This is a genomic window from Dietzia sp. 179-F 9C3 NHS, from assembly GCF_045369825.1.
Lineage (GTDB): Bacteria > Actinomycetota > Actinomycetes > Mycobacteriales > Mycobacteriaceae > Dietzia.
In genome coordinates, this window is the sequence record NZ_JBIQES010000003.1 from 315,440 (window position 1) to 339,667 (window position 24,228).

The 24,228-nt window shown below is 72.8% G+C and carries 21 protein-coding genes and 1 riboswitch; of the genes, 8 read left to right on the forward strand and 13 right to left on the reverse strand.

The window, feature by feature from the left end; all coding sequences use genetic code 11:
• The coding region (locus ACH0BZ_RS06085) for a pentapeptide repeat-containing protein (protein WP_406897134.1) at positions 1-635 on the reverse strand (635 nt) is incomplete at its 3' end.
• Between the two features lie 174 nt (positions 636-809).
• On the opposite strand from ACH0BZ_RS06085, the gene ACH0BZ_RS06090 reads away from it, so the two are divergent.
• The 4 genes from ACH0BZ_RS06090 to ACH0BZ_RS06105 all read left to right on the forward strand — a co-directional run bounded on the left by ACH0BZ_RS06090 (position 810) and on the right by ACH0BZ_RS06105 (position 3,911).
• Positions 810-1,325 (forward strand): NUDIX hydrolase, encoded by a 516-nt coding sequence (locus tag ACH0BZ_RS06090; protein WP_406897083.1) that lies wholly within the window; start codon positions 810-812, stop codon positions 1,323-1,325.
• Between the two features lie 33 nt (positions 1,326-1,358).
• Positions 1,359-1,967, forward strand: coding sequence for a hypothetical protein (locus ACH0BZ_RS06095; RefSeq protein ID WP_406897084.1), 609 nt, complete (start codon positions 1,359-1,361; stop codon positions 1,965-1,967).
• Between the two features lie 68 nt (positions 1,968-2,035).
• Positions 2,036-2,668, forward strand: a complete 633-nt coding sequence (locus ACH0BZ_RS06100) for a copper chaperone PCu(A)C (protein WP_406897085.1) — start codon at positions 2,036-2,038, stop codon at positions 2,666-2,668.
• Complete coding sequence (locus tag ACH0BZ_RS06105; protein WP_406897086.1) at positions 2,661-3,911, forward strand: Dyp-type peroxidase; 1,251 nt, start codon at positions 2,661-2,663, stop codon at positions 3,909-3,911. The genes ACH0BZ_RS06100 and ACH0BZ_RS06105 overlap by 8 nt, the downstream gene beginning before the upstream one ends.
• 5 nt (positions 3,912-3,916) lie before the next feature.
• Here ACH0BZ_RS06105 and ACH0BZ_RS06110 read toward each other — a convergent pair whose 3' ends face one another.
• The 5 genes from ACH0BZ_RS06110 to ACH0BZ_RS06130 all read right to left on the reverse strand — a co-directional run bounded on the left by ACH0BZ_RS06110 (position 3,917) and on the right by ACH0BZ_RS06130 (position 9,570).
• A complete protein-coding gene (locus ACH0BZ_RS06110; protein ID WP_406897087.1) occupies positions 3,917-4,870 on the reverse strand; it encodes an SGNH/GDSL hydrolase family protein in 954 nt (317 codons plus the stop codon).
• A 222-nt stretch (positions 4,871-5,092) separates the two neighbouring features.
• Positions 5,093-6,166: an SGNH/GDSL hydrolase family protein gene (locus tag ACH0BZ_RS06115; RefSeq protein WP_406897088.1), complete on the reverse strand. Its 1,074-nt coding sequence runs from the start codon at positions 6,164-6,166 to the stop codon at positions 5,093-5,095.
• Between the two features lie 178 nt (positions 6,167-6,344).
• Positions 6,345-7,397, reverse strand: coding sequence for a beta-ketoacyl-ACP synthase III (locus ACH0BZ_RS06120; RefSeq protein ID WP_406897089.1), 1,053 nt, complete (start codon positions 7,395-7,397; stop codon positions 6,345-6,347).
• Between the two features lie 105 nt (positions 7,398-7,502).
• Positions 7,503-8,576, reverse strand: coding sequence for an NAD(P)-dependent alcohol dehydrogenase (locus ACH0BZ_RS06125; RefSeq protein ID WP_406897090.1), 1,074 nt, complete (start codon positions 8,574-8,576; stop codon positions 7,503-7,505).
• A 28-nt stretch (positions 8,577-8,604) separates the two neighbouring features.
• On the reverse strand, positions 8,605-9,570 hold the full coding sequence (locus ACH0BZ_RS06130; protein WP_406897091.1) for an SRPBCC domain-containing protein: 966 nt from the start codon (positions 9,568-9,570) through the stop codon (positions 8,605-8,607).
• 69 nt (positions 9,571-9,639) lie between these two features.
• On the opposite strand from ACH0BZ_RS06130, the gene ACH0BZ_RS06135 reads away from it, so the two are divergent.
• Both ACH0BZ_RS06135 and ACH0BZ_RS06140 read left to right on the forward strand, forming a co-directional pair.
• Complete coding sequence (locus tag ACH0BZ_RS06135) at positions 9,640-10,974, forward strand: MFS transporter (protein ID WP_406897092.1); 1,335 nt, start codon at positions 9,640-9,642, stop codon at positions 10,972-10,974.
• 5 nt (positions 10,975-10,979) lie between these two features.
• Positions 10,980-11,798 carry a fructosamine kinase family protein gene (locus tag ACH0BZ_RS06140; protein ID WP_406897093.1) on the forward strand — a complete coding sequence of 273 codons (819 nt, stop codon included), beginning with the start codon at positions 10,980-10,982 and terminating at the stop codon, positions 11,796-11,798.
• Between the two features lie 183 nt (positions 11,799-11,981).
• Here the strand turns inward: ACH0BZ_RS06140 and ACH0BZ_RS06145 are convergent, their stop codons facing one another.
• Together ACH0BZ_RS06145 and ACH0BZ_RS06150 are read right to left on the reverse strand one after the other, a co-directional pair.
• A complete protein-coding gene (locus ACH0BZ_RS06145; RefSeq protein ID WP_406897094.1) occupies positions 11,982-12,935 on the reverse strand; it encodes a MaoC/PaaZ C-terminal domain-containing protein in 954 nt (317 codons plus the stop codon).
• Between the two features lie 4 nt (positions 12,936-12,939).
• Positions 12,940-14,289: a 3-oxoacyl-ACP reductase gene (locus ACH0BZ_RS06150; protein ID WP_406897095.1), complete on the reverse strand. Its 1,350-nt coding sequence runs from the start codon at positions 14,287-14,289 to the stop codon at positions 12,940-12,942.
• Between the two features lie 175 nt (positions 14,290-14,464).
• Between ACH0BZ_RS06150 and ACH0BZ_RS06155 the strand changes: the two genes are divergently transcribed.
• On the forward strand, positions 14,465-15,778 hold the full coding sequence (locus ACH0BZ_RS06155) for an acetyl-CoA C-acetyltransferase (RefSeq protein WP_406897096.1): 1,314 nt from the start codon (positions 14,465-14,467) through the stop codon (positions 15,776-15,778).
• Between the two features lie 268 nt (positions 15,779-16,046).
• Entirely contained in the window at positions 16,047-17,996 is a 1,950-nt protein-coding gene (locus ACH0BZ_RS06160) for a VanW family protein (protein WP_406897097.1), read from the forward strand.
• A gap of 136 nt (positions 17,997-18,132) precedes the next feature.
• On the opposite strand, the gene ACH0BZ_RS06165 is transcribed toward ACH0BZ_RS06160, so the two are convergent.
• The 5 genes from ACH0BZ_RS06165 to ACH0BZ_RS06185 all read right to left on the reverse strand — a co-directional run bounded on the left by ACH0BZ_RS06165 (position 18,133) and on the right by ACH0BZ_RS06185 (position 23,989).
• Positions 18,133-18,843, reverse strand: a complete 711-nt coding sequence (locus tag ACH0BZ_RS06165) for a (2Fe-2S)-binding protein (RefSeq protein WP_406897098.1) — start codon at positions 18,841-18,843, stop codon at positions 18,133-18,135.
• Positions 18,836-19,618 carry an ABC transporter ATP-binding protein gene (locus ACH0BZ_RS06170; RefSeq protein ID WP_406897099.1) on the reverse strand — a complete coding sequence of 261 codons (783 nt, stop codon included), beginning with the start codon at positions 19,616-19,618 and terminating at the stop codon, positions 18,836-18,838. Before ACH0BZ_RS06170 ends, ACH0BZ_RS06165 begins: the two co-directional genes overlap by 8 nt.
• A complete protein-coding gene (locus ACH0BZ_RS06175) occupies positions 19,615-20,676 on the reverse strand; it encodes a FecCD family ABC transporter permease (RefSeq protein WP_406897100.1) in 1,062 nt (353 codons plus the stop codon). Before ACH0BZ_RS06175 ends, ACH0BZ_RS06170 begins: the two co-directional genes overlap by 4 nt.
• 4 nt (positions 20,677-20,680) lie before the next feature.
• A complete protein-coding gene (locus ACH0BZ_RS06180; RefSeq protein WP_406897101.1) occupies positions 20,681-21,709 on the reverse strand; it encodes an ABC transporter substrate-binding protein in 1,029 nt (342 codons plus the stop codon).
• Positions 21,710-21,820: 111 nt separating this feature from the next.
• Positions 21,821-21,963, reverse strand: a riboswitch (cobalamin riboswitch).
• Positions 21,964-22,150: 187 nt separating this feature from the next.
• Positions 22,151-23,989, reverse strand: coding sequence for an acyl-CoA dehydrogenase (locus ACH0BZ_RS06185; RefSeq protein ID WP_406897102.1), 1,839 nt, complete (start codon positions 23,987-23,989; stop codon positions 22,151-22,153).
• Positions 23,990-24,228: the final 239 nt, after the last annotated feature.

Sequence of the window (24,228 nt, forward strand, 5' to 3'; positions counted from 1 at the left end):
TCGGATTCGCTGAAGTCGGATTCCCTGAAGTCGGATTCGCTGAAGTCGGATTCGCTCAAGTCGGATTCGCTGAAGTCTGACTCGCTGAAGTCGGACTCGGGCGATGGGGCGAGTGGTTCGCTCACCTCGATCATTGCTGCTATCACGGCTGGCTCGACGGGTATCTCTTCGGGCGGTTCGCTCAAGTCGGATTCGCTCAAGTCGGATTCGCTGAAGTCGGATTCGCTCAAGTCGGATTCGCTGAAGTCTGACTCGCTGAAGTCTGACTCGCTCAAGTCGGATTCGCTGAAGTCTGACTCGCTCAAGTCGGATTCGCTGAAGTCTGACTCGCTGGACTCCGAGTCGCTGAAGACGGGTGACGGCGGCTCGCTCGCCGAGATCCTCGGCGCCCTGGGCAGCTCGAACAACAGCTCGGTGACCAACATCGTCTCCGGCGGTTCGCTCAGTGGCGGCACCGGCTCGGAGGCCGCTGTCGGCGCTGCCCTCGCCATCGGTTCGCTCGCGGCCGTCGGTGTCGGCGTCCACTCGGTCGCCAACGCCGGCGTCCAGCTCCCGCCGCTGCCGCGGATCAACGTCGCCGCCGTCTGCAACCTGCCGCAGGAGGCCATCGACTTCCTCAAGGACAACGGTTCCATGGAGCAGCAGGAGTGCGAGCCGGAGGACCAGGAGACCAACTGAGTCGCCTCGCCCACGTCCGGCCTGACCGGCACGTGAACGGCTAACTCCCCGCGATCCCCCGCAGGCCACACGGTCGGCGGGGGATCGCGCAATTCCGGGGACCGTACCGGCGCCCGCGTACCGTCACAGTCATGACCATCCCGGACTTCGTCGCCGAACTCCGCCGCCACATGGGCACCGCACCCCTTTGGCTCGCCGGCGCCACCGCCGTCATCCGCGACGCCACCGGCCACCAGATCCTCCTCGTCCGCCGCGCCGACAACGGCTGGTGGACCCCCGTCACCGGCATCGTCGACCCCGGCGAACACCCCGCCCACACCGCACAACGCGAGGCGCGGGAGGAGGCCGGCGTCCGCATCCGCGTCGACCGCCTGGCCTCGCTCGGCGTCTCGCGCATGATCACCCACGCCAACGGCGACCGCGCCCAGTACATCGACCACACCTTCGCGTGCACCCACCTCGACGGCGACCCCCACCCCGCCGACGACGAGAACACCGACGTCCGCTGGTTCCCCGTCGACGACCTGCCCGACATGCCCCCGCACATGCTCGCCCGGATCGACGCGGGCCTCGCGGACGAGGAGCGCACCCGCCTCGCCACCGAGACCGAGACCGCCACCGATACGGCCGGGGGTGTCCCCGGATAGGCTGACCGGCCCGTGACCACTACAATCGTGGTCATGTCCGCCCGACTCCGCTCCGAGGTCCCACCCGTGGTGACCTCGCTCGTCGGAGTCGTGGTGGCGATGGTCAGCGCCGTGTTCGGCATCAGCGCCCACGGCCTCGCCGCGGGCGCCGCCGCCACCGCCCCCACCTCGGGCCAGATCCTCAGCGTGCTCGCCGCCGGCGCGGGCATCGGCGCCGTCACCGCCGCACTCGCCCGCCATCGCTCGCCCGTCCCCGTGGCCGCCGCCGGCCTCGTCGCCGGACAGGGGCTCGTCCACCTGGTGCTGGCCTCCGGCCACGCCCACGGCCCGGCCGGGCACACGCACGGGGCCGACGCCGCCACCGTCCGCGCCGCGATGGACGCGACCGCGGTCACCCCCCACGACCTGTGGACGCCCGCCATGCTCGGCGCCCACGCCGCGGCGATCGTCGTCACCCTCGCCGTGGTGGCCGTCCTCGCGCGCACGCTCGCCTGGGTCGCCGCCCGGGTCGCCCCCCTCCTCGGCCGGATCCTGCTCGCGGCAGCCGACCTCGTCGTCGTCCCCACCCTCCCCACCCCGGTGCCCGACCCCGGGTACCTCCTCGCGCGGGGCGGCACCCGCGCACCGCCCGTGGCCGTGTGAACCGCCCACCCCACACCCCGGCCGGCCGATCGGCGCCGCCGGGTTCACACACCACGTAAGGACACCCCATGCGTAAGACCACGCGTACCGCCGCTGCCGCGGCCTCCGCCCTCGCCCTCGCCGTCGCCATGACCGCCTGTGGTGCCGACGACGAGGCGACCGACACCACCGCGGACACCGGCACGAGCGCCGTCGAGACGGCCACCGACACCGCCACCGACACCGCCGACGCGGACGCCGGTGACCAGCTCGTCGAGTACTCCGACGGCTGGGTCAAGGCCACCGACAAGGACATGACCGGCGTCTTCGGCGTCATCAAGAACACCGGCACCGAGGACCTGCATCTCACCGGCGTCAAGAGCGACCTCGGCAAGCGCCAGGAGCTGCACGAGACCGTGCCCGGGGGCGGCGGCATGATGATGCGCGAGAAGGAGGACGGGTTCGTGATCCCCGCCGGCGGCGAGCTCGAGCTCAAGCCCGGTGGCAACCACATCATGCTCATGGAGCTCGACGAGCCCATCACCACCGGCCAGGAGATCACCCTGACCCTCGAGTTCGAGGGTGGCAAGATCCAGGACGTCACCGTCTCCGCCCGCTCCTTCGAGGGCGGCCAGGAGGAGTACGTGCCCTCCGGTGGCATGGACCACGAAGGCATGGACCACGAGGGCATGGACCATGGAGACATGAACCACGATGGCTGACCCCGCCCCCCGCGGTCTGTCCCGGCGCTCGATCCTCACCGGCGGCGTCGCGGCGGTCGTGGGCGGCGGAGTCGCGGGGTACGCCGGGCGCGTCGTTCAGGAGGACGGCGCGCCCGGCGCCCCGGGCTGGAAGGCGGTCGCCGACTCTCAGGCCGTGGGCGCCGCCACCGAGCCGTTCCACGGCGAGCACCAGTCCGGGATCGTCACCCCGCCGCAGGCCCACGCCGCCTTTGTCGCCTTTGACGCGGCCGACGGCGCCACCCGTGCGGAACTCCAGGGCGTCCTGCGCGCCTGGTCCCAGGACGCCGCCCGGCTCACCACCGGCATGGGCGGCTTGGCCGACCTCGAGCCCGAACTCGCCGCAGACCCCGCCCGCCTCACGGTGACCATCGGGCTCGGCCCCGGCTTCTTCGACGCCATCGGCATGCCCGAGCGCCGGCCCTCGTGGCTCAAGCCGCTGCCCGCGTTCCCTCAGATCGACCAGCTCGAGGACCGCTGGTCCGGCGGCGACTTCCTGCTGCAGATCTGCGCCGACGACCCGCTGATCGTCTCCCACGCCGCCCGCATCCTCGCCTCCGGCGTGCGCGGCGTCGCCGACCAGAAGTGGTCCCAGCGCGGCTTCCGCAAGGCCGTGGGCACCGACCCGAGCGGCCGCACCCAGCGGAACCTCTTCGGGCAGATCGACGGCACGGTCAACCCGCACCCGGACGTCGACTCGGACTTCGATCAGGTGCTGTTCTCGGACGGTTCCGACCAGCGGTGGATGCGCGGCGGCTCGTCGCTCGTCCTGCGCCGGATCCGGATGACCATGGACACCTGGGAGCAGATCGACCGCACCTCGCGCGAACTCTCGGTGGGGCGCACACTCGACACCGGTGCCCCGCTCACCGGGACCGAGGAGCACGACGCGGCCGACTTCGAGGCGATCGACGAGATCGGCCTGCCCGTGATCCCGCACGAGTCGCACATCGCCCGGGCCCGGCAGCGGGACCGCTCCGAGGCCATGCTGCGGAGGCCGTACAACTACGACGACCCGCCCGAGGGCAGCGAGATGAGCAACATCGGCCTCCTCTTTACCGCCTACCAGGCCGACCCCGTGCGGACCTTCGTGCCCGTCCAGCGCCGGCTCGCCGAACTGGACGCGCTCAACGAGTGGACCATCCCCATCGGGTCCGCCGTATTCGCGCTCCCGCCCGGCGCGGCCGAGGGCGAATACGTGGGGCAGGGGATCTTCGAGGGGTAGCTCCCCTAGATCGCGGCCCCGATCGCCTCGGCCATGGCGGTCTGCCCGAGCGTGGTCGGGTGCATCGGCGCCGCGTTGGTGGGCGCACCGCCCTGGAAGTCCGTCCAGCGCTGGTCCGCCGGCGCGCAGGCGCTGCGGTCCACGGTGTCGGTGGGCAGCACCGAGACGTGGCCGTGGCGCTCGGCCGCGGCGTCCACGGCGGCGTTGATCCGGGTGGTCACGTCGCGAGCCCACGCCACGTCGGCCGGGTGGAGCTGTTCGATGAACGCGCACGAGCCCTCGGTGGGCATCAACGGCAGGTACCGAGTAGCGACGACCGTCGCGTCGGGGGACCGCTCGGCGATCGCCGCATAGACGGCTTTGATCGCGCCGCCGTCGCCGTAGACGGCGGCGATGTCGCCGTCGACCTGGTCGCCGATCGCGTCGTCGCAGGTCGTCGTCGCAGGGAGGTCCGCGAACGGCCCCTGCCGGGTGATGCACCCGACCATCGTGCTGAACCCGACGTCGTTGCCGCCGATGGACAGCGTGACGAGGTCCGTCCCGGCGTCGAGGGCTTTGACCTGGCTCTCGAGGACCTGGGGGATCTGCGCACCGCCGCACGAGGCGTCTGTGAGCTCACCGACCCGCGGGTTCGCGTCGAGTTGGTTGGGGTAGTTGGTCGCGCTGTTGTCGCAGTCCTCGACACCGGGCGCGAGCTGCGTCTGGTCACCCAGCGCCGCGTACGAGTCGCCGAGCGCGACATAGGAGTCGTACGTCCGCGGTCCGGGAGCGGGCAGGCTCGAGCCGAGCGAGCCGAGCGGGGCGAACGATCCGGTGGCCTCCACGACGACCGCCGAGCCGAGCGAGCCGGTGTCGAGCGCGCCTGTCTCGGACTGCGCCGACGCGGCGGGGGAGGCGGCGAGGGCTGCGGAGGCTGCCAGGGCGAGGGAGGCGACGAGCGCGCGAGGGGATGTGAACATGGTCACATTCTGCTCGGTCTGGTGCTGGTCCGCGGGGGAATCGCCGTTGCCCGACGCGGGCCCACCGCGCCCCACCAGTTCGCTTCGTTCGCATAAGCGTGCCGACCTCGCCGGAAACGCTGAATCTCATGCGGTTATGCGTACGAAGCGGGGGCGGGGCGACGAAGCAGCGGCGGGGCGACGAAGCGGGGGCGGGGCGACGAAGCAGCGGCGGGGCCGCGCCTACCCGCCCAGCGCGCCGAGCACCCGCTGCGCCACGTGCGCGTGGCCGGCGCTCGTCGGGTGGATGGGCGCCGCGCCGGTCTGCATGCCGGTGAGGTCGACCCAGCGCTCCGCGACGGGCGCGCACATCGAGTGCCCGGGCTCGTCCGGGATGACAGCGGTGGCCCCGTTACGCTCGGCGGCGGCCGCGACGACCCGGTTGATGTCCTCCTGGAAGCGCCGCACGCCGTCGCGCTCCTCGGCCGACACCACCGTGAGCGGCGCGCAGTCCGGTTCCGCGAACAGTGTCGCGTCGTCGGGCACGGCGGTCAGGTAGCCGACGGCCACCACGCGGGCGTCCGGCGAGCGCCGGTGGATCTCCGCGTAGACCTCGTCGAGCCGCGAGTCGAGAGCGGCGAGCGCGGCGGGGGCCTGCCGTTCCACCACGTCGGGGCAACCGGCCCGGGTGTCGAACTTCTCGGCCAGTTCGTCGGCCATCGGCTCGACCAGCGGCAGCACGCCCGCGCGTTCGGCGTTGGGGCGGATGGCGCACGCGTCGATCACGGCGCCGAACCCGACGTCGTTGCCGCCGATCGTCAGCGTGACCAGGTCGGTCCCCGCGTCCAGGGCGTCGAGCTGCGGCGGCACGCCGTCCTCGTTGGGGCCGAGCAGGTCGTCGGTGATCGCGCCGCCGCACGTGGCGTTGACGAACGTCGCGGCCCCGAGCCCGCGCGCGACCAGGGGCGGGTAGGCGTCGGCCGTCCGCACGCACGACGACGGGCCGTCCAGCCACGCCGCCGGCACGATCCTGCCGACCGAGGCGAACGAGTCGCCCAGCGCCACGTACCGCGACGGCGCCCCCGCCGGCGCGTCCGGCGTGCCGTAGACCGCGGGGCCGTCGCCGCCGCCGACGCCCGGCACGATCCCGGTGCCGCGCGTCATCCCCTCGACCGATCCCGCGACCTGCGTGGCCGGGTCGGTCGGGGGCACGGGCACGGGTGCGGGCTCGGTGGCGCCGGCCAGGGGTGGGGCCAGCACAAGACCTGCAGCGAGGGCGAGGGTGAGGACCGGGGAGGACGACGACGAGGCTCGCATGAGGTGAGTGTGCGTCACACGCGACCGTGCCGCCATCGCTTCGTCCACATAAGCGCACCGAATGCGGGGGTATCCCTGACTTTCGTGCGGTTACGGGAACGAGGCGATCGAGGTCGAGGCGATCGAGGGATGAAGCGATCGAGGGGACGATGCGATCGAGGGTCGAGGCGCCCGAGGGTCAGTCGACCGGCGGGGCCTTGGGAAGTCGCACCACCTGGCCGGCGTAGGACAGACCAGCGCCGAAACCGATGCACAGGGCCAGGTCGCCCTCCTTGGCCTCGCCGTTGCGCAGCATCGTCTCCATGGCCAGCGGGATCGAGGCGGCCGAGGTGTTGCCGGTCTGCTCGATGTCGTTGGCGATCGCCACCGAGTCCGGCATGCCGACGTGCTGGGCCATCGCCGAGTTGATGCGGCCGTTGGCCTGGTGGGGGATGAAGGCCTGGATCTGGTCGGCCGTGACCCCGGCCTGCTCGAGGGTCCGCTGCGCGACCTTGGCCACGGTGAACGCGGCCCAGCGGAAGACCTTGGACCCGTCCATGACCAGGTAGGGCTGCGCGATGTCCTCCTCCCCGGCTTCGACCTCGTCGACGAGCTGCCGGAAGTCCTTGGTCTGCCGGATGGCCTGGCCGAGTTTGCCGTCTGAACCCCACACGACGGGACCGAGGTCGTTGGTCTCCGAGGGGCCGACGACGACGGCGCCCGCGCCGTCGCCGAAGATGAAGGCTGTGTTGCGGTCCGTGGGGTCGATGCCGTCGCTCATCCGCTCCACGCCCACCACCAGGACGTAGCGCGCCGCCCCGGACCGGATCATGCTCGTGGCCACCGCGAGGCCGTACCCGAAGCCCGCGCATCCCGCGGTGAGGTCGAAGGCGGCGATGCCGTTGCGGCCCAGCTCGGTGGCCACCTGAGGGGCGGCGTGCGGCGTCATGGTCCAGTTCGTGGAAGTGCACACGAGGATGGCGTCGATCAGGTCGGTATCCACCCCGGAACTCTCGATTGCCTTGCGTCCCGCCTCGGTGGACATGAAGACGGTCGTCTCATCGCGGTCGGCGAAACGGCGGTTGAGGATGCCGGAGCGCTCGTAGATCCACTCGGAGGTGGAGTCGATCTTCTCGCAGATCTCCTCGTTGCTCACCACGCGGCGGGGCCGGTAGGCGCCGATGCCCAGGAGGGTCGTGCCGGGCGCGCCCTCGCCGGTCGCGATGGTCACGGTGTCGTTGGAATCCGCCATGCGGGTCTCGCTCCTCGTCGGTTCTACGATCGTGCGGTGCGCACGGGTGCGCGTTACCTCACTCTATGTCGGCGCCCGCGCGATCCGCGTTTCCGGCCCGGTGGGTCAGAATGTGGCCGCGTCGATGACGAACCGGTAGCGCACGTCCGAGGACACGACCCGGTCATAGGCCTCGTTGATCTTGTCGGCCGCGATGAGCTCGATCTCGGCGGTGATCCCGTGGTCGGCGCAGAAGTCGAGCATCTCCTGCGTCTCGGCGATCCCGCCGATCATCGAGCCGGTGAGCACCCGCCGGCCGGCCGCGAGCGTCCCGGGCCGCAGACGCGCGGGCTCGGTGGGCAGGCCGATCTCCACCATCACCCCCCGCGGCCGGAGCAGCCGCAGGTACGGGTCCAGCGGCAGGTCGGCGGACACCGTGTTGAGCAACAGATCGAACTGTCCGCGCAGCGCCTTGAGATTCGCCGCGCCCTCCTCGCCGCCGGTGGCGTAGTGCTCCACGGCGCCGAAGCGCAGGGAGTCCTCCCGCTTGGAGGTGGACTGCGAGAGCACGGTGACCTCGGCGCCCATCGCCACGGCGAGCTTGACCCCCACGTGCCCGAGCCCGCCCATGCCGAGGATCGCGACCTTCGACCCCGGCCCCACGTTCCACTGCCGAAGCGGCGAGTACAGGGTGATCCCGGCGCACAACAGCGGCGTGGCGGACGCCGGATCGAGCGATTCCGGTACGCGCACCACCATCCGCTCCTCCACCACGATGTGCGTGGAGTAGCCGCCCTGCGTCACCTCGCCCTCGACCGACCCCTCAGGAAGCGGGGAGGCGTACGTCATCACAGCGCCGTTCTCGCACTCCTGCTCCTGGTCCTCGTCACACGCCGCGCACTCGTGGCAGGCGCCGACCATGCAGCCCACGCCCACCCGGTCGCCCGGCGCGTGGCGGGTGACCTCGGCGCCCACCTCGCGCACGATGCCCACGACCTCGTGCCCCGGCACCAGCGGGTAGACGACCGGACCCCACTCGGAGCGCGCGGTGTGGATGTCGGAGTGGCAGATGCCCGCGTACTCGGTCTCGATGAGCACGTCGTGCGGCCCCACCGGGCGGCGGGTGATGGTGGTCTTCTCCAGTGGGGCGTCGGCGGCCACAGCGGCAACGGCCGCGACGGCGGTGGGGGTACCGGTCATCTCGATCTCTTTCTCCTCGGTGTGCGCCCTATTCGGCCGGCGCGGCCAGGTCGTCGAGCCAGGCCCGCCAGCGCGGCGCGTCCCACGTGGGCTCGACGCCGTCCACGGCCGCGGCGCCCAGTGGCTCGTCGCCCCCGCCCGGGACGGTGACGTACTCGTAGACCCGCACGGCCACCGCCGCGTGGTGGGCCGCGGACTCGGGGGTCTCGCCGGCCGGGAAGGCGTACAGCTCCACCACGCCGTCCAGCGGGGCGGAGAGCAGGATGGTGGCAGAGGCGTCCGACGAGGCCGCCACGATGCCGCCCACCTCGCCGGAGCGGGCGACGCCACCCTCGTCGTCACCCTTTCCCGCCGGTCCCGCGGCGCCCACGCCGGCGGCCGGCGCCGCCAGGCGCCCCCACACGCGGTCCCATAGCAGCGGGACGGTGAGGCGGACCGGATCCGTGGCCGCGTCCACCGCCACCACGCCGTCGGCCGGCCGGTGCGTGAGCCGGTGGGCGAGGACGGTCAGGGCGTGCCGCCAGCCGTCCACGCTGCCGTCGACCGACTCCGCGGCGAGCTGCCCCTCCGAACCGAACCCGGAGCGCAGGGTGAGGACGGTGCCGCCCTCGCCGTCGGGCGCCACCTCGCACGAGGTCTCCCACGGCGGCACCGGCACGCCCTCGCCCATCCAGTCGCGCTCGGCGTAGACAAAGCGGCCCGGGGCGCCGGCGGCGGGCGGGGTGTACGCGGTGATCTCGCCGACCGTCGCCGTGAGCAGCGCCTCGGCCGCCGCCTCCGGACCCGCCGTGGGGTCCGGCGCCCCGGGGTCGGCGAACTGCACGATCCGGCCGCCCACCTGGGGCTCCAGCGCGCACGGCACGAACCAGGAACTGATGCCCTCGCCGGTGGCCACGGCGTCGAACACCACCGCCGGCTCCACCGGCAGCGGCACCGTACACACCACGCGCCGGCCGCCGTCGTGGGACTCGATCCCCGCCGTCACGTCGTACATGTCCGCCCTTTCGTCGGCCGTCTCGGCGACCGCCTCGGCGTCGAGGTTACCGCCGCTAGGGTGGCGGTTGTGAACGGGCGGGCACGGGAATCGGTGCGGGGCCCCGCGCTGGCCACCGCCCTGCTCTTCGTGGCCAACGGCGCCGTCTTCGGCGCGATCGTGCCGCGCCTACCGGACCTCAAGGACGCCCTCGATCTCGGCCCGGCCGCGTTCGGTCTGGCGATGGCCTGCTACCCGGCCGGCGCGCTGGTCGGCGGAATCTTTGCACCCCTGCTCATGCGTCGCCGCTCCGACGGCGCCGTGGCCGTGGCGACCATGGTCGGCGCCTCGCTCGTCGCCGCCGTGCTCGGACTCTCGCCCGTCGTGGCGGTGTTCGCCGCGCTGCTGCTGGCGTTCGGGGTGTGCGACGCCCTCACGGACGTGGCCATGAACGCGCACGGGATCCGCGTCCAGCTCCTGCACGGGCGCTCGCTCATCAACCGCTTCCACGCCGTGTGGTCGCTCGGCGCCGTGCTCGGCGCGCTCGGCGGCTCCCTCGGCGCCGGGCTCGGCGCGACCGTCGTGGGCCAGATGGCCGTGGCCGGCCTGGTCTGCGCGCTGCTCGCCGCCGCTGCGCTGCCCCTGCGCCTGGGCGCCGGCGTGGCCGAGGCCGCCGACGGCCGCGACCTCGACACCGTGCCGGGGGGCGACGGCGAGGTCGGCGGGGCTGCTGCCGGCAGTGCTGCTGCCTCTGGGGCCGCCGCCCGCAGCCTGCCCAGCCGCCGGGCCCTCCTGCTGCTCGTGTCGCTGGGCCTGCTCGCGTGCAGCGCGGAGGTCGTCGAGGACTTCGCCCAGACCTGGTCCGCCCTCTACCTGCGGGAGCTGACGATCGCCGGCGCGGCGCTCGCCGGCCTCGGTTTTATCTCCGTCCAGGGCATGCAGCTCGTGGGCCGACTCACCGGGGACCGCCTGGTGGACCGCTTCGGTGCCGCCCACGTGGGCCGCGCGGGCGGGGTGTGCGTGGTGGCCGGCACCGCCACGGCGCTCGCGGTGTCGTTCGTCCTCGACGGCCCGGCCCTGCTCGTCGTGCTCCTCGCCGGGTTCGCGCTGGCCGGCTGGGGCATCGCCACCGTCATCCCCGGCGCGATGGTCGGCGCCGACTCCGTTCCGGGCCTGCCCCCGGGCGCAGGCCTCGCGGTGCTCAACTGGGTGATGCGCCTGGGCTTCCTGCTCTCCCCGCCGCTCGTCGGCCTGATCGCCGAATACGCGGGCATGCTTTGGACCGTCACACCCATGGTCGTGGGTGGCGCGTTGATCGTGCTGCTCGCCGGGCCGCTGCTCGGGCGCCGCGCGCCAGGGCAGACGTACGCAAACGGTGGCGGAGATCCCGGCGGCACGGACGGCGCCCCGGAGAAAGGCAGGTGAGCGGCGTGAGCGATGACGCCACGAGCAGGACACGGACCTTCGTCAAACGCGGCTCCCGCCACGTCCCCGACTTCTTCCGCCACGAGGCCGCCGGCCTGGCCTGGCTCGCCGCGGCCCCCGGCGGGCCGCGCGTGGTGGAGGTCGTGGGGGTCGACGACGACGAGATCACCCTCGAGCGGGTGGACGACCGTCGGGCGACCCCCGACGCCGCCCGCCGGTTCGGCCGGTCGCTGGCCGCTATGCACTCCGCCGGGGCCGCCGCCTGGGGCGCGCCCGCCGACGGCTGGACCGGCCGGTGCTTCATCGGCAACCGGGAGCAGTCCTGTCGGCCCACCGACTCGTGGGGCGAGTTCTACGCCGAGCAGCGCGTCCGGCCGTTCGTCCGGATCGCGGTGGACCTGGGCGTGCTGGACGGCGCCGACCTCGCCGTGGTGGAACGGGCCTGCGACCGGGTGGCCGCCGGCGAACTCGACCACCCGGATGACAGCCCCGCCCGCCTCCACGGCGACCTGTGGACCGGGAACGTCCTGTGGGCCTCGTCGTCGGGCGGCTCCGGCGCCGCGCAGGGCGTCGAGGCCGTGCTCATCGACCCCGCCGCGCACGGCGGGCACCGCGAGACCGACCTCGCGATGCTCGCGCTGTTCGGGGCGCCGCACCTGGGAGAGATCCTCGCCGGCTACGAGGAGGCGCACCCGCTGCGCCCCGGGTGGCGCGACCGCGTCCCGCTGCACCAGCTGCACCCCCTGGCCACGCACTCGGCCGGGCACGGCGCCGGCTACGCGGTGGCGCTGGCCGACGCCGCCCGCGCGGTGCTCAGGCTGTAGACGGCCCCGCCCCGCATCGGCCCGGCCCGCCCACCCCGCACGCCTCACACACGCGAAAATCGGCGACTCCCCTGCCGGGTCGGCGCCCCTCACAGGGGTAGCCGATCCACCAGCGGAGTCGCCGATTTCGGGGGCGGGGGCGGCGGATGGGGAGTTGGTGGGCGCCGCCGGGGCGCGCGGGGGTTAGAGCGCCTCGATCGAGGCGGTGGCGTGCACGGTGCCCAGCTTCTTGGGATTGCGCACGGTGAGCGACCACGCCGGGGCGCCGGAACCGCCCGAGCCGGCGGCCTCGTCGCGGCGCGCGTAGACGCCGAGCCTGGCCGGGAGCACGACGGGCTTGCCGAACTCCACCGAGTAGCGGGCCCGCTCCGGGATGGCGCCCTCGACCACGCCGAGCAACGTGGCCGCGGTCCACATGCCGTGGGCGATCACGTTGGGGAAGCCGAACGCCTTGGCGCCGACCTTGGACACGTGGATCGGGTTGCGGTCGCCGGAGACGGCCGCGTACTCGGCGATCTGCGCCTCGGTCACCGATTTCACGACCGTGGGGTCGCCGATCTCGGCGGCCGTCGGCGGCTCGGGCCTCGGCGGCCGGGGCGCGTCCTTGGGCGGGGTCAGTGAGGTGCGTCGCTTGGACAGCAGGCCGGAGCGCTGGACCCACGCCGGGTCGGGGTCGTCGCCCGTCCGGATCTCCGTGACGATGTCGAGCAGCAGGCCCGCGGGGTGCTCCCGCAGGTTCTCGGCCCGCGCGCGGATGGTGAGCTCGTCGCCCACGCGCAGCGGCCGGTGCGACTCGATCTCGTTGGTCAGGTGCACCGAGCCCATGGCCGGCACCGGGTAGTCCGGGTCCAGCATGAGCTGCATGCTCAGCGGGAACGCCAGCGTGAACGGGTAGGTCAGCGGCAGGGCGTCGCCGAGCCGCAGCCCGCACACGCGGGTGTAGGCCGCCAGGTTGGCCACGTCGACCGTCACGCCCTGCACCTCGACGCCCTTGGCGGGCATCGAGTCGGCGCTGCGGGAGCCGCCCACCACGGGGACGGCGCCCACGGCGGCCTTGCCGTACTGCGCGAGCAGGTTGGGGATGGCGGGCAGCGTCGTGTACTCGACGTCCGCGCCGGGGCTGTTCGGGGTGCTCATGCGATCACGCACCCAGCAGCGACTGGCCGCACACGCGGATGGTGTTGCCGGTGACGGCGGAGGAGGCCGGGCTCGCGAAGTAGGCGATCGCCTCGGCCACATCGACCGGCTGGCCGCCCTGCTGCATGGAGTTCATGCGGCGGCCGGCCTCGCGGGTGGCGAAGGGGATCGCGGCGGTCATCTGGGTCTCGATGAAGCCCGGGGCGACGGCGTTGACCGTGACCTTGTGCGAGGCGAGCTCGGCGGAGGCGCCGTCCACGAAGCCGATGACGCCGGCCTTGGAGGCGGCGTAGTTGGTCTGTCCGCGGTTGCCCGCGATGCCGGCCATCGAGGAGACGCCCACGACGCGGCCGCCCTCGGCGAGCACGCCCTTCTCGGCGAGCTCGGCGGTGATCCGCTCGGGGGCGACGAGGTTCACGGCCATGACGGAGTCCCAGCGGGCGGCGTCCATGCCGGCGAGGGTCTTGTCGCGCGTGATGCCGGCGTTGTGGACGAGCACGTCCACCACGCCCTCGTGGCGCTCCTTGACGTGCTGGGCCAGCACCTCGGCGGCGTCGGCGGCGGTCACGTCGAGCGGCAGCGAGGTGCCGCCGACCTTGTTGGCGGTGGCGGAGAGGGCCTCGCCGGCGGCCGGGACGTCGCAGCAGATGACGTGGGCGCCGTCACGGGCCAGGACGGCGGCGATCTCGGCGCCGATGCCGCGGGCGGCACCGGTGACGACGGCGACCTTGCCGTCGAGCGGCGTGTCCCACGAGGCGGGGGCGGTCGCGCCACCCGCGCCGACGCGGAACACCTGGCCGTCGACGTACGCCGACTTGCCCGAGAGGATGAAGCGCAGGGTGGACTCGAGGCCGGAGGCGCCCGCGTCGGCATCGGCCGAGACGTAGACGAGCTGGACGGTGGCGCCGCGCTTCATCTCCTTGCCGAGGGAGCGGGTGAAGCCCTCGAGGGCGCGCTGCGCGATGCGTTCCTCGACCGAGCCGGTCTCCTCCGGGGTGGTGCCCAACACCACGACGCGACCGCTCGCGGCGACGCGGCGGATGACGGGGTTGAAGAAGTCGAAGAGCGCGCGCAGGTCCTCGGCGCGACGGATGCCGGTGGCGTCAAAGACGAGGCCGGCGAACTTGCCCTCGGCGTCCGTGCCGGCGAGCTCGTAGCCGTTCTCGAGCATCGCGCGCACGGGCTCGGCCAGGCGGCCCTCGCCGCCGACGAGCACCGGGCCGTCGAGCGCCGGCTGCCCGTCCTCGTGGCGGCGGAGCTGCTCCGGCTGGGGGAGGCCGACCTTGCCGGCGATGAAGGACCCCGGTGCCGAGGTCACGAACTGCGAGTAGAGGTCGAGGTTGCCCTGGGCCATGTTCCGATCAACTCCTGGTGCGGTGCTGGTACGTCGACGTTCGGTGACGGCGGCGGCGTTTCCGGCCATCCTGCCGTGCCCGTGTGGGGTCGACAAGTAACTTACTGCTGAGTAACAATACGCGGAGGGCCGCCACGTAGGCCACCGCAATCCTCGATCAACGGAGTTGACACACGTGACCACCAGCCCCCGCAAGGTCGCCATCGTCGGCGGCAACCGCATCCCCTTCGCCCGGTCCAACGGCGCGTACGCCGACGCCTCCAACCAGGACATGCTCACCGCGGCGATCGACGGCCTCGCGAGCCGCTACCACCTGCAGGGCGCCAAGCTCGGCATGGTCGCCGCCGGCGCCGTACTCAAGCACTCCCGCGACTTCAACCTCACCCGCGAGTCCGTGATCGGCTCCGTGCTGGACTCCCACACCCCGGCCTTCGACCTGCAGCAGGCCTGCGGCACCGGCCTCGCCTCGGCCGTCCAGGTGGCCGACGCCATCGCGCTGGGCCGCATCGAGGCCGGCATCGCCGGCGGCGTCGATACCACCTCGGACGCCCCGCTCGCCGTCAACGACGACCTGCGCAAGACCCTCATCAAGGTCTCCGCCGCCAAGTCCACGCTCGACCGCGTCAAGCTCCTCGGCGAGATCCGCCCGCAGGGCCTGGTCCCCGAGCAGCCGCAGAACTCCGAGCCCCGCACCGGCCTGTCGATGGGCGAGCACGCCGCGATCACCGCCCGCGAGATGGGAGTGACCCGCGAGGACCAGGACGCGCTCGCCGCCGCCAGCCACCAGAAGCTCGCAGCCTCCTACGACGCCGGCTTCCAGGACGACCTGGTGACCCCGTTCCTCGGTGTGGCCCGCGACAACAACCTGCGCGCCGACTCCACGGCCGAGAAGCTGGCCAAGCTCAAGCCGGTGTTCGGCAAGCGCGACGCCGAGGCCCATGGCACCGAGGCCACCATGACCGCCGGCAACTCCACGCCGCTCACCGACGGCGCCTCCGCCGTGCTGCTCGCCAGCGAGGCCTGGGCCGAGGAGAACAAGCTCCCCGTCCGCGCCTACCTCGTGGACTCCGAGACCGCCTCCGTCGACTTCGTCCACGGCCACCACGGCCGCACCCCGGACGGCCTGCTCATGGCCCCCACCTACGCGGTCCCGCGCCTGCTCGAGCGCAACGGCCTGACCCTGCAGGACTTCGACTTCTACGAGATCCACGAGGCCTTCGCCTCGCAGGTGCTCGCCACGCTCGCCGCGTGGGAGTCGGCGGAGTACTGCTCCGAGCGTCTCGGCCTGGACGCCCCGCTCGGCGCGATCGACCGCAACAAGCTCAACGTCAACGGCTCCTCGCTCGCCGCGGGCCACCCGTTCGCCGCGACCGGCGGCCGTATCCTCGCGGCCACCGCCAAGCTGCTCGAGCAGAAGGGCTCGGGCCGCGCGCTCATCTCGATCTGCGCCGCCGGCGGTCAGGGCATCACCGCCATCGTGGAGCGCTGAGCCGACACCGCGCCGCGCTGAGAAGCGCCCCTCGGCCCGCACCGGCCCCCGCCCACTCCCGGGCGGGGGCCGGTCTCGTCGTCGTAACATCCGGGCTCTACCACGCGAAACCCCAGGGAACAGGGCGCCGGCGCGGCGCGCGTCCCGCGAGGTGGGCCCGGAGTCCGCCATAGTGGGATTCATCACGACAGAACGGGTGTGGACATCCCCCGGTCGCGGCGCTCACCCGGTCGCCGTGATCCCCACCCGTGAGGAGGCATGAGGACGCGTGGACGAGCGCACCACCGGCGGCGACGACGGGCACGCCCGGCCCGTCGTGCTCGAGGGCGCCGACCCGCGCCCGGCCGCCGCCGACCGCCGCCGGTACCGCGTGCGGTCGCGGTGGATCTACACGGCCGTCGGCGTCTTCATGGCCCTGTCCGTCCTCTACGGGTTTGACCTGGTCCACAGCATCGGCCGGGTGCCGCGCGGCACGGTCGTGGCCGGGATCGACGTGGGTGGGATGAAGACCGTCGACGCCGAGCAGCGCCTCATCCGGGAACTGGGACCCAAGGTCGACGACGAGGTGGCGTTGCGCGCCGGGGTCGTCTCCACCTCGCTCGATCCGCGCTCCGTGGGACTGTCCGTGGACTGGCAGGGCACCCTCGACCGGGGCGGCGAGCAGCCGCTCAACCCGTTCACCCGTTTCTTCAGCCTGTTCCTCTCCCGCGAGGTGGGCATCGCCAGCATCATCCCCGACGCGCGCCTCACCGAGTTCCTCGAGAAGCTGGCGCTGCAGGCCGACTTCGAGCCGCGCGAGGGCGCCATCTGGTTTGACCGCGAGGAGGTCCGCTCGGCCATCCCACTCGACGGGCAGCGTCTGCAGATCGAACGGTCGCGGGACGAGATCCTGGCGCACTGGCTCGACGACGACGGCGTGGACCTCGCCGTCGTCTACACCCCCACCGAGACCGACGCCGACCAGGTCCGGGCCCTGATCCGCGACATCGCCGAGCCCGCCGCCGGCCGAGACGTGACCCTCCTGGCCTCCCGGATGCGGCCCGACGGTACCGAGCCGCCGGTCACCACCGTCAGCACCACGCCGCCGCCCCCGCCCGCCCAGCCCGGACAGGAGCGCGCCCGGCCACCCGGGCGCGAGATCGAGATGGTGGACCCCGCGGGGCCGGACGCCGTGCCGATCGTGTTCCCGCGCGACCGGATCGGCGAGTACCTGAGCTTTGTCCGCAACGGCGACGTCCTGGAGCCGCGGTTCGACGCCGACGTCGCCAAGGGCATCCTCGAGCCGATGTTGGCCGAGACCGAGCAGGAGGGGCGCGACGCCACCTTCTCGTTCAGCGGCACCACCGCCAGCGTCGTCCCCGCCGTGCAGGGCCGCACCGTCAACTGGGGCCCACTGCTCGGCGGACTGCCGGGGCAGATGACGGACACGGAGGGGCCACGGGTGATGCCCGTCGCCTACGTGGGGCGCGACCCCGAACTCACCACCGAGGACGCCGAGAAGGCCGGCATCCGCGCCCCCGTCGGCGAGTTCACCGTGGCCGTGGGCGCGGGCGGCGGGGCGCAGTCGATGCTCGCCTCCCTGGCCGGGCACCTCGTCCCCGCCGGCGAGTCGTTCTCCATGGCCGACGTCGCCGGGACGGCCACCTCGGGCGTGTCCACCGACGCCGTGGCCACCGCACTGTTCAACGCCGCCTACGAGGCCGGCGCCCAGGACCTCGTCCGCACCGGCCGGGGCGTGGCCCACGACGCCTTTCCTGCCGGCCGCGACGCCACCGGTACCTCCGACGTGGGCTTCCGCAACGCGCAGAGTACCGGGCTGGTGATCGACGCCTTCGGCACCGGCACCTCCGTGACCGTGCGACTGTGGGGCACCCCGGAGTACGACGTGCGCACCTCGACCTCGCCGCGGACCGACCTCCGGCGGCCCGAGACGCGGGTGTTGAACGGCGAGGGGTGCAGCCCCGAGCCCGGTGAGGACGGCTACACCGTGCGCGTCACCCGCACCGTCACGCGCGGCGACGACACGGTCAGCACTGACTCGTTCGCCTCCACCTACGCGCCGGTCGATCGCATCGAGTGCCGGCCGGCGCCGCGCCCCGAGTCCGGCGACGACCGACCGGGCGGCGACGCGCCCCCGCCCCCGCCGCCCGGGCCCGGCCCGATCGAGATCCCCGGGCTGCCGCCCCTCGAACTGCCCGGCCTGCCCGGACCCGGCTGACCCGGCGGGCCCCGCTGACGCGCCCGCTGTCCCGGAATCGGCGACTCCACAGCTGGGTCGGCTACCCCTGTGGGGGTCGCCGACCCAGCTGTGGAGTCGCCGATGTGGGGAGGGGCCGGGAGCCGGGGGCGGGGCGTCAGATGCGCTTCTCGAGCTCGGCCCGGCGGTCGGCGGGCGTGCGCCGGGGGCAACTCGCGCACTTGGGGCCGTCGGTCGCCTGGTAGATGAGACAACACGAGGAACGGTGCACGAACCGGCGGGAGCCGCTCGGTGCCGTCACGTCCGTGAAGCGGGCGGGCAGGAACGGTGGTCGGGTGACTGCCCGGGCCAGTGCGACGGCCTCGTCCTCGCGGGCGAGCCGGCGGCCGGCGTCGAGCGCGCGGTTCGCCACCGAGTCGGTGGCGATCGCCCACAGCGCGCGGGTCGACGCGCCGGAGACGGCCGCGAGAGGCGCGATCACGGCGTCGAGGGCCCGGTGCAGCGCGGCGACGAACTCCTCCCGGGACGAACAGCGCCGGTCCGAGCGGGCCGCGGCGAGGTAGCCGTTCTCGCGCAGGCAGATCGTGAGCCGGTCCGGACGCGGGTCGGGGGCGGCGCCGGTGGCGAGCAGCATCGACAGGGGTGCGGCCACGAGCGTCGAACTCGCGGAGTACCACCACAGCGTGCCGTTGACCCGGTCGCCGGTGTGCGACCAGCGCACACCCGTGTCGCGGATGCGGTCGGCCAGCCACGTCGGGGACGTCAGGAGTTCTCCCGGGAGCGGCGTGGGGACCGGGTCCACGGTCGGGGAGAACGGGCCGAGCGCCGGCGCGACCGCCAGGTAGGCGCGGGCGAGGGCGTCAGTCACGGGCGATCCCCCTGATCTCGAGCGTGCGGGTGCCGTCGTCGCGGGCCGTCACCTCGCCACGGACCCGGAAGACCGAACGCAGCAGGTCGGCGTCGAGGATCTCCTCGGGCGCGCCGGCCGCCACGAGCCGGCCCTCCGAGAGCACCGCCATCGCATCGCAGTACTCGACGGCCAGCCGCAGGTCGTGGACGGTGAGCAGCACGGCGAGACCGTCCTGCGCCAGTGTCCGGAGCAGGTCGAGTACGGAGAGCTGCTGGTGCAGGTCGAGGTGGTTGGTGGGCTCGTCGAGCATCAGGATCCGCGGCTCCTGGGCGAGCGCGCGGGCGATGGAGACCCGCTGGCGCTGCCCACCGGAGAGCGTGAGTACATCACGGTCGGCGAGGTCGGCGAGCCCGACCTGGGAGAGGACGGTGTCGACGACGTCGACGTCGTCCGCGCCGAAGGACTCGAACAGGCCACGCTGCACGGTGCGCCCGAGGCGGACCGATTCGCGGACGGTGATCCCGCCGAGGGTGGCCGGCTCCTGGGTGCTCACGCCGACGGTGCGGGCGAGGCTGCGTCGGCGTAGACGGCGGATGTCGGTGTCGTCCACCTCGACCACTCCGGCCGCCGCGGGCAGCGCGCGGTAGCAGGTGCGTAGGAGCGTCGTCTTGCCGCTGCCGTTCGGTCCCACCAGTGCCGTGACCCGGCCCGGGACCACCTGCAGGTCGACGCCGTCCAGGACGAGGTGGCCGCCGAGGCGTGCCGCTACGGATGTCGCGGAGAGGTGACTCATGGGGTCTCCTGTCGGTGGCGACGCCACAGCATCGCCACGAAGAGCGGGCCGCCGACGATGCCCGTGACGACACCGACGGGCAGCTCGGAGTCGGGGCTGACGGAGCGCGCGGCGATGTCGGCCAGGACGAGCGCGAGCGCGCCGAGGACCGCGGCGGTGGGCAACAGGCGCGCGGCGGTGCGTCCGGTGAGGTATCCGGCGAGGTGGGGAACGAGGAGTCCGATGAATCCGATGGTGCCGGACACCGCGACCGCGCCCGCCGTGAGCAACGAGACCGTGAGCAACAGGAGCACGCGGAACCGGGGGACGTTCATCCCCATCGCCGTGGCCCCGTCGTCGCCGGTGAGGAGCAGGTCGAGGCGCCGCGAGGCGAGCATGACGGCGGTGCCCGTGACGGCGAGGACCACCATCGGGACCGCGACCATCCGCCACGAGGCGTCCCCGAATCCGCCGGCGAGCCACCGCATCACGGTGCCCAGCTGGTGGACGTCTCCCAGGACGAGCAGCGTGAAGGTGATGAGGGCGGAGAAGACCATCGTCATGGCCGCGCCCACGAGGACGATCGCCGTGGGGTCGTGCGCTCGGCGGGCGACCAGCACGGTCCCGACCAGGGGGAGGAGGGCGCCGAGGAACGCGGCGGCGGGAAGGGTGAAGAGGCCGAGGGTGCCCGCGCCGAGGCCGAAGACGGTGAGGACGACGACGCCGAAGCCCGCCCCCGAGGACACCCCGAGCAGGTACGGGTCGGCCAGCGGGTTACGGGTCACCGCCTGGGCGACGCCGCCGGCGAGCGCCAACGACGCACCGACGGCGGCCGCGGTGAGCACGCGTGGCAGGCGGGACTCGAGGACGATCGCCGCTCGGGCCTCCGACCACCACGGGGCGAACGCGCCGGGGGCGATGCGGTGGGCGACGATCGCGGCCACGTCGCCGACCGGGATGGAGATCGTGCCGAGTGCGACCCCGCCGGCCAGCGCACAGGCGAGGGCGACGAGGAGCGGCAGGAGGAGCGCCCGCAGACGGCGGCGTCCGGGTGGGGCGCTGGTCGCGAGCCGGGCCATCCGGTCAGTCCTCGACGGCGTCGGGGTGCAGGGCCGCGGCGATCGTCTCCACCGACGTGACCATGCGTGAGCTCTCGAAGAAGTCCGCGAGCGGGACCGTGACGATCCGGCCTTCGCGGATCGCCGGCGTGGTCGCCATGATCGGCTGTGCCTCGAGATGGCGGATCTTGTCCTCGGCGCTCGTCTTGCCGTAGTCCAGCACGACCACGGCCTCGGGCGCACGCTCGCCGATCACCTCCCAACTGGTGGCGAGGTAGGGGCGGTCGCCCTCCGGGAAGACGTTGGCCGCGCCCGCGTACCGGCCGATGAGGTGGCCGATGCCGACTCCGCCGATGGTGACGGGTTCGGCCTCGCCGCCGTCGTAGAAGAACGTGGGCACGTCTGCGACGCCGGCCGCGTCGAGCTTCTCGCGGACCGCGTCGAGGCCGTTGGTGATCCGCTCGGTGAGCTGCACCGCACCCTCCTCGACGGCGAGGATCCGTCCGAGTTGTGCGAAGTCGTTCTCCAGGAGCGCGATATCGGAGAAGCCCTCGCCGCAGTACTCGGAGAAGAGGAACGTGGGGATCCCGGCGGCGGCGAGCGCGTCGCGACTGCGGCCCTCCTTCTCGTCGAAGGCGCTGCGCATGCCGCCCACGACGAGGTCCGGCTCGAGGTCACGGATCTGTTCGGCGGTCGGGTACTCCTCGGCGAGCGAGGGGATCGCGTGGAACCGGTCCGCGACCTCGGGGAGCACGTCCGTGCTCTCGCCGTAGCCCATTCCGACGATCCGGTCTCCGGCACCCATCTGGATGAGGGTCTCCGTGACGTGGTCGTTCATCGACACGATGCGCTGCGGCGGGGTGTCGTAGGTCGTCTCGCGGTCGCAGTTCGTGATGGTGACGGGCTCGGCGAACGGCTCGGCCGCCGCGGCCGTGTTCCCGGGCTCCCCGCGGGAACAGCCGGTGACGGCGAGGACGACGGCGGTGGTGACGGCGACGGCGGCGGTGCGCCGGCGGCGGGTCGGGCTCGGCTGGGGCAGGCTTCGGCGGGACATGCGGACCTCGGTTCCTCTGGCGGGTCCGGCGGGCCGGGACCCGTCGGCGCCGAGGTGCACGGGTGCACCACATGGCCTGCGGGGCTCCGGATCGCAGACCACGGCGATGGGTGGAGCCGCGGACGTCCGGGCAGGCGATCGGGCTCGCCACCTGTCGAGGGGTGGCACACCGTTGCGGGTCAGCGCCGGACTCTCACCGGACTTCCCCTGCCATGGATGTCAGCAGTGTGTCCGCTCAGTATGGACCAGTGCCCGGCCCGCGGGCGCACCGGGTCCCCGACGAGGACGCGGTGGACCCGGCCCGCAGCCCGGCACCTACACGATCGGCGACTCCACCGCCGGATCTGCTACCCCTGAGGGGGTCGCCGAAGCAGCAGTGGAGTCGCCGATGTCGGGAGGGGCGGGCGGGTACGCCGTGGGGCGGCGACCGCGCGCGTCAGATCAGAACGCGGCCTCGTCCATCTCCATGAGCTCGGTGCCGAGGCCGGCCACGATGCCGCGGGTCGCCGTGAGGAGCGGCAGCTCGTTGTGGGCGAACCACTTGGCGGCCTCGACCTTGCCGGTGTAGAAGGCCTTGTCGTCGCCGGTCGCGGAGTCGAGCTTGCCCAGGGCGATCTCGGCGCCCTCGAGCAGGCGCCAGCCCATCATGAGGTCGCCGAAGCCCATGAGCAGGCGCACGGAGGCCAGGCCGATGATGTAGAGGCGCTTGGGGTCCTCCTGTGCGGCCATGAGGTGCTCGAAGCAGCCGCCGATCATGGCCTCGACGTCGGCCAGCGCGGTGGTGAGCAGCTCGCGCTCGGCGGCCAGCTCGGGCCGGGCGTCGGCGGACTCGAGGAACTTCTTGATCTGTGCCGACACGTGACCGACGGCGGTGCCGCGGTCGCGGGCGATCTTGCGGAAGAAGAAGTCCTGCGCCTGGATCGCGGTGGTTCCCTCGTAGAGCGAGTCGATCTTGGCGTCGCGGATGTACTGCTCGATGGGGTAGTCCTGCAGGAAGCCGGAGCCGCCGAGGGTCTGGAGCGACTCGGTGAGCAGCTCGTAGGCGCGCTCGGAGCCGACGCCCTTGACGATGGGCAGCAGGAGGTCGTTGACGCGGTGGGCGAGCTCGCCGTCGGCGCCGGAGACGCGCTGGGCGATGGTCACGTCCTGGTGCGCGGTGGTGTACAGGTACACCGAGCGCAGGCCCTCGGCGAACGCCTTCTGGCGCATGAGCGCGCGGCGGACGTCGGGGTGGTGGGTGATGGTGACGCGCGGGGCGTTCTTGTCCGCCATCTCGGCCATGTCGCCGCCCTGGACGCGCTCCTTGGCGTACTCGAGGGCGTTGAGGTAGCCGGTGGACAGGGTGGAGATGGCCTTGGTCCCGACCATCATGCGGGCGTGCTCGATCACGTCGAACATCTGGCGGATGCCCTGGTTGAGCTCGTCGCCGCCCACCATCCAGCCCTTGGCGGGGACGCCGTGGCCGCCGAAGGTGACCTCACACGTGGCGGAGACCTTGAGGCCCATCTTGTGCTCGACACCGGTGACGAAGACGCCGTTGCGCTCGCCGATCGTGTCGGTATCGAAGTCCCAGTGGAACTTGGGGACGAAGAACAGGGACAGGCCCTTGGTGCCCGGGCCGGCGCCCTCGGGGCGGGCCAGGACCAGGTGGAAGATGTTCTCGAAGAGGTCGTCGGAGTCGCCCGAGGTGATGAAGCGCTTGACGCCCTCGATGTGCCACGAGCCGTCGTCCTGCTTGATGGCCTTGGTGACGCCGGCGCCGACGTCGGAGCCGGCGTCCGGCTCGGTGAGCACCATGGTGGCACCCCAGCCGCGCTCGGCGCAGGTGGCGGCCCACTTCTTCTGCTCCTCGGTGCCGTTCTCGTACATCACGGCGGCGAAGGCCGGGCCGGCCGAGTACATGTAGGCGGCCGGGTTGGCGCCGAGCATCATCTCGCCCACGGCCCAGGTCAGGGCGCGGGGAGCGGGCATACCACCGAGATCCTCGGGCAGGCCCATGTACACGTAGCCGGCCTCGTACCAGGCGCGGAAGGACTTCTTGAAGTCCTCGGGGATCGAGACGGAGTGGGTCTCCGGGTCGAACACCGGCGGGTTGCGGTCCGCGGAGGCGAAGGATTCGGCCACGGGACCCTCGGTGAGGGTCGCGGCCTCGGCGAGGATGCCCTTGGCGGTGTCGGTGTCCATGTCGCCAAACTCGCCGGCGTCGAGCGCCTCGTCGATCCCGAGGACCTCGAACATGTTGAACTCGAGGTCGCGGACGTTGCTCTTGTAGTGACCCATGACGGTGCTTCTCCATTCGGAGTGTGATGGCGTTGTCGTGAATGCGGCCGGTTGAGGGGTCCGGGGGCGTTGGGCGCAGCGGAACCTACTCGCCGGTAACAACGACGATGCTAATGCCTTTCTGGCCATCCGTCCAAGGTGAGGAAGTGCTCTGATTTGCATGGACGCCGCCTGCCCGCACAGGGAGACGGTGATGCCGGTCGCGCGTCCCATGGTGACCGGATCCGGGGGCCGGAGCG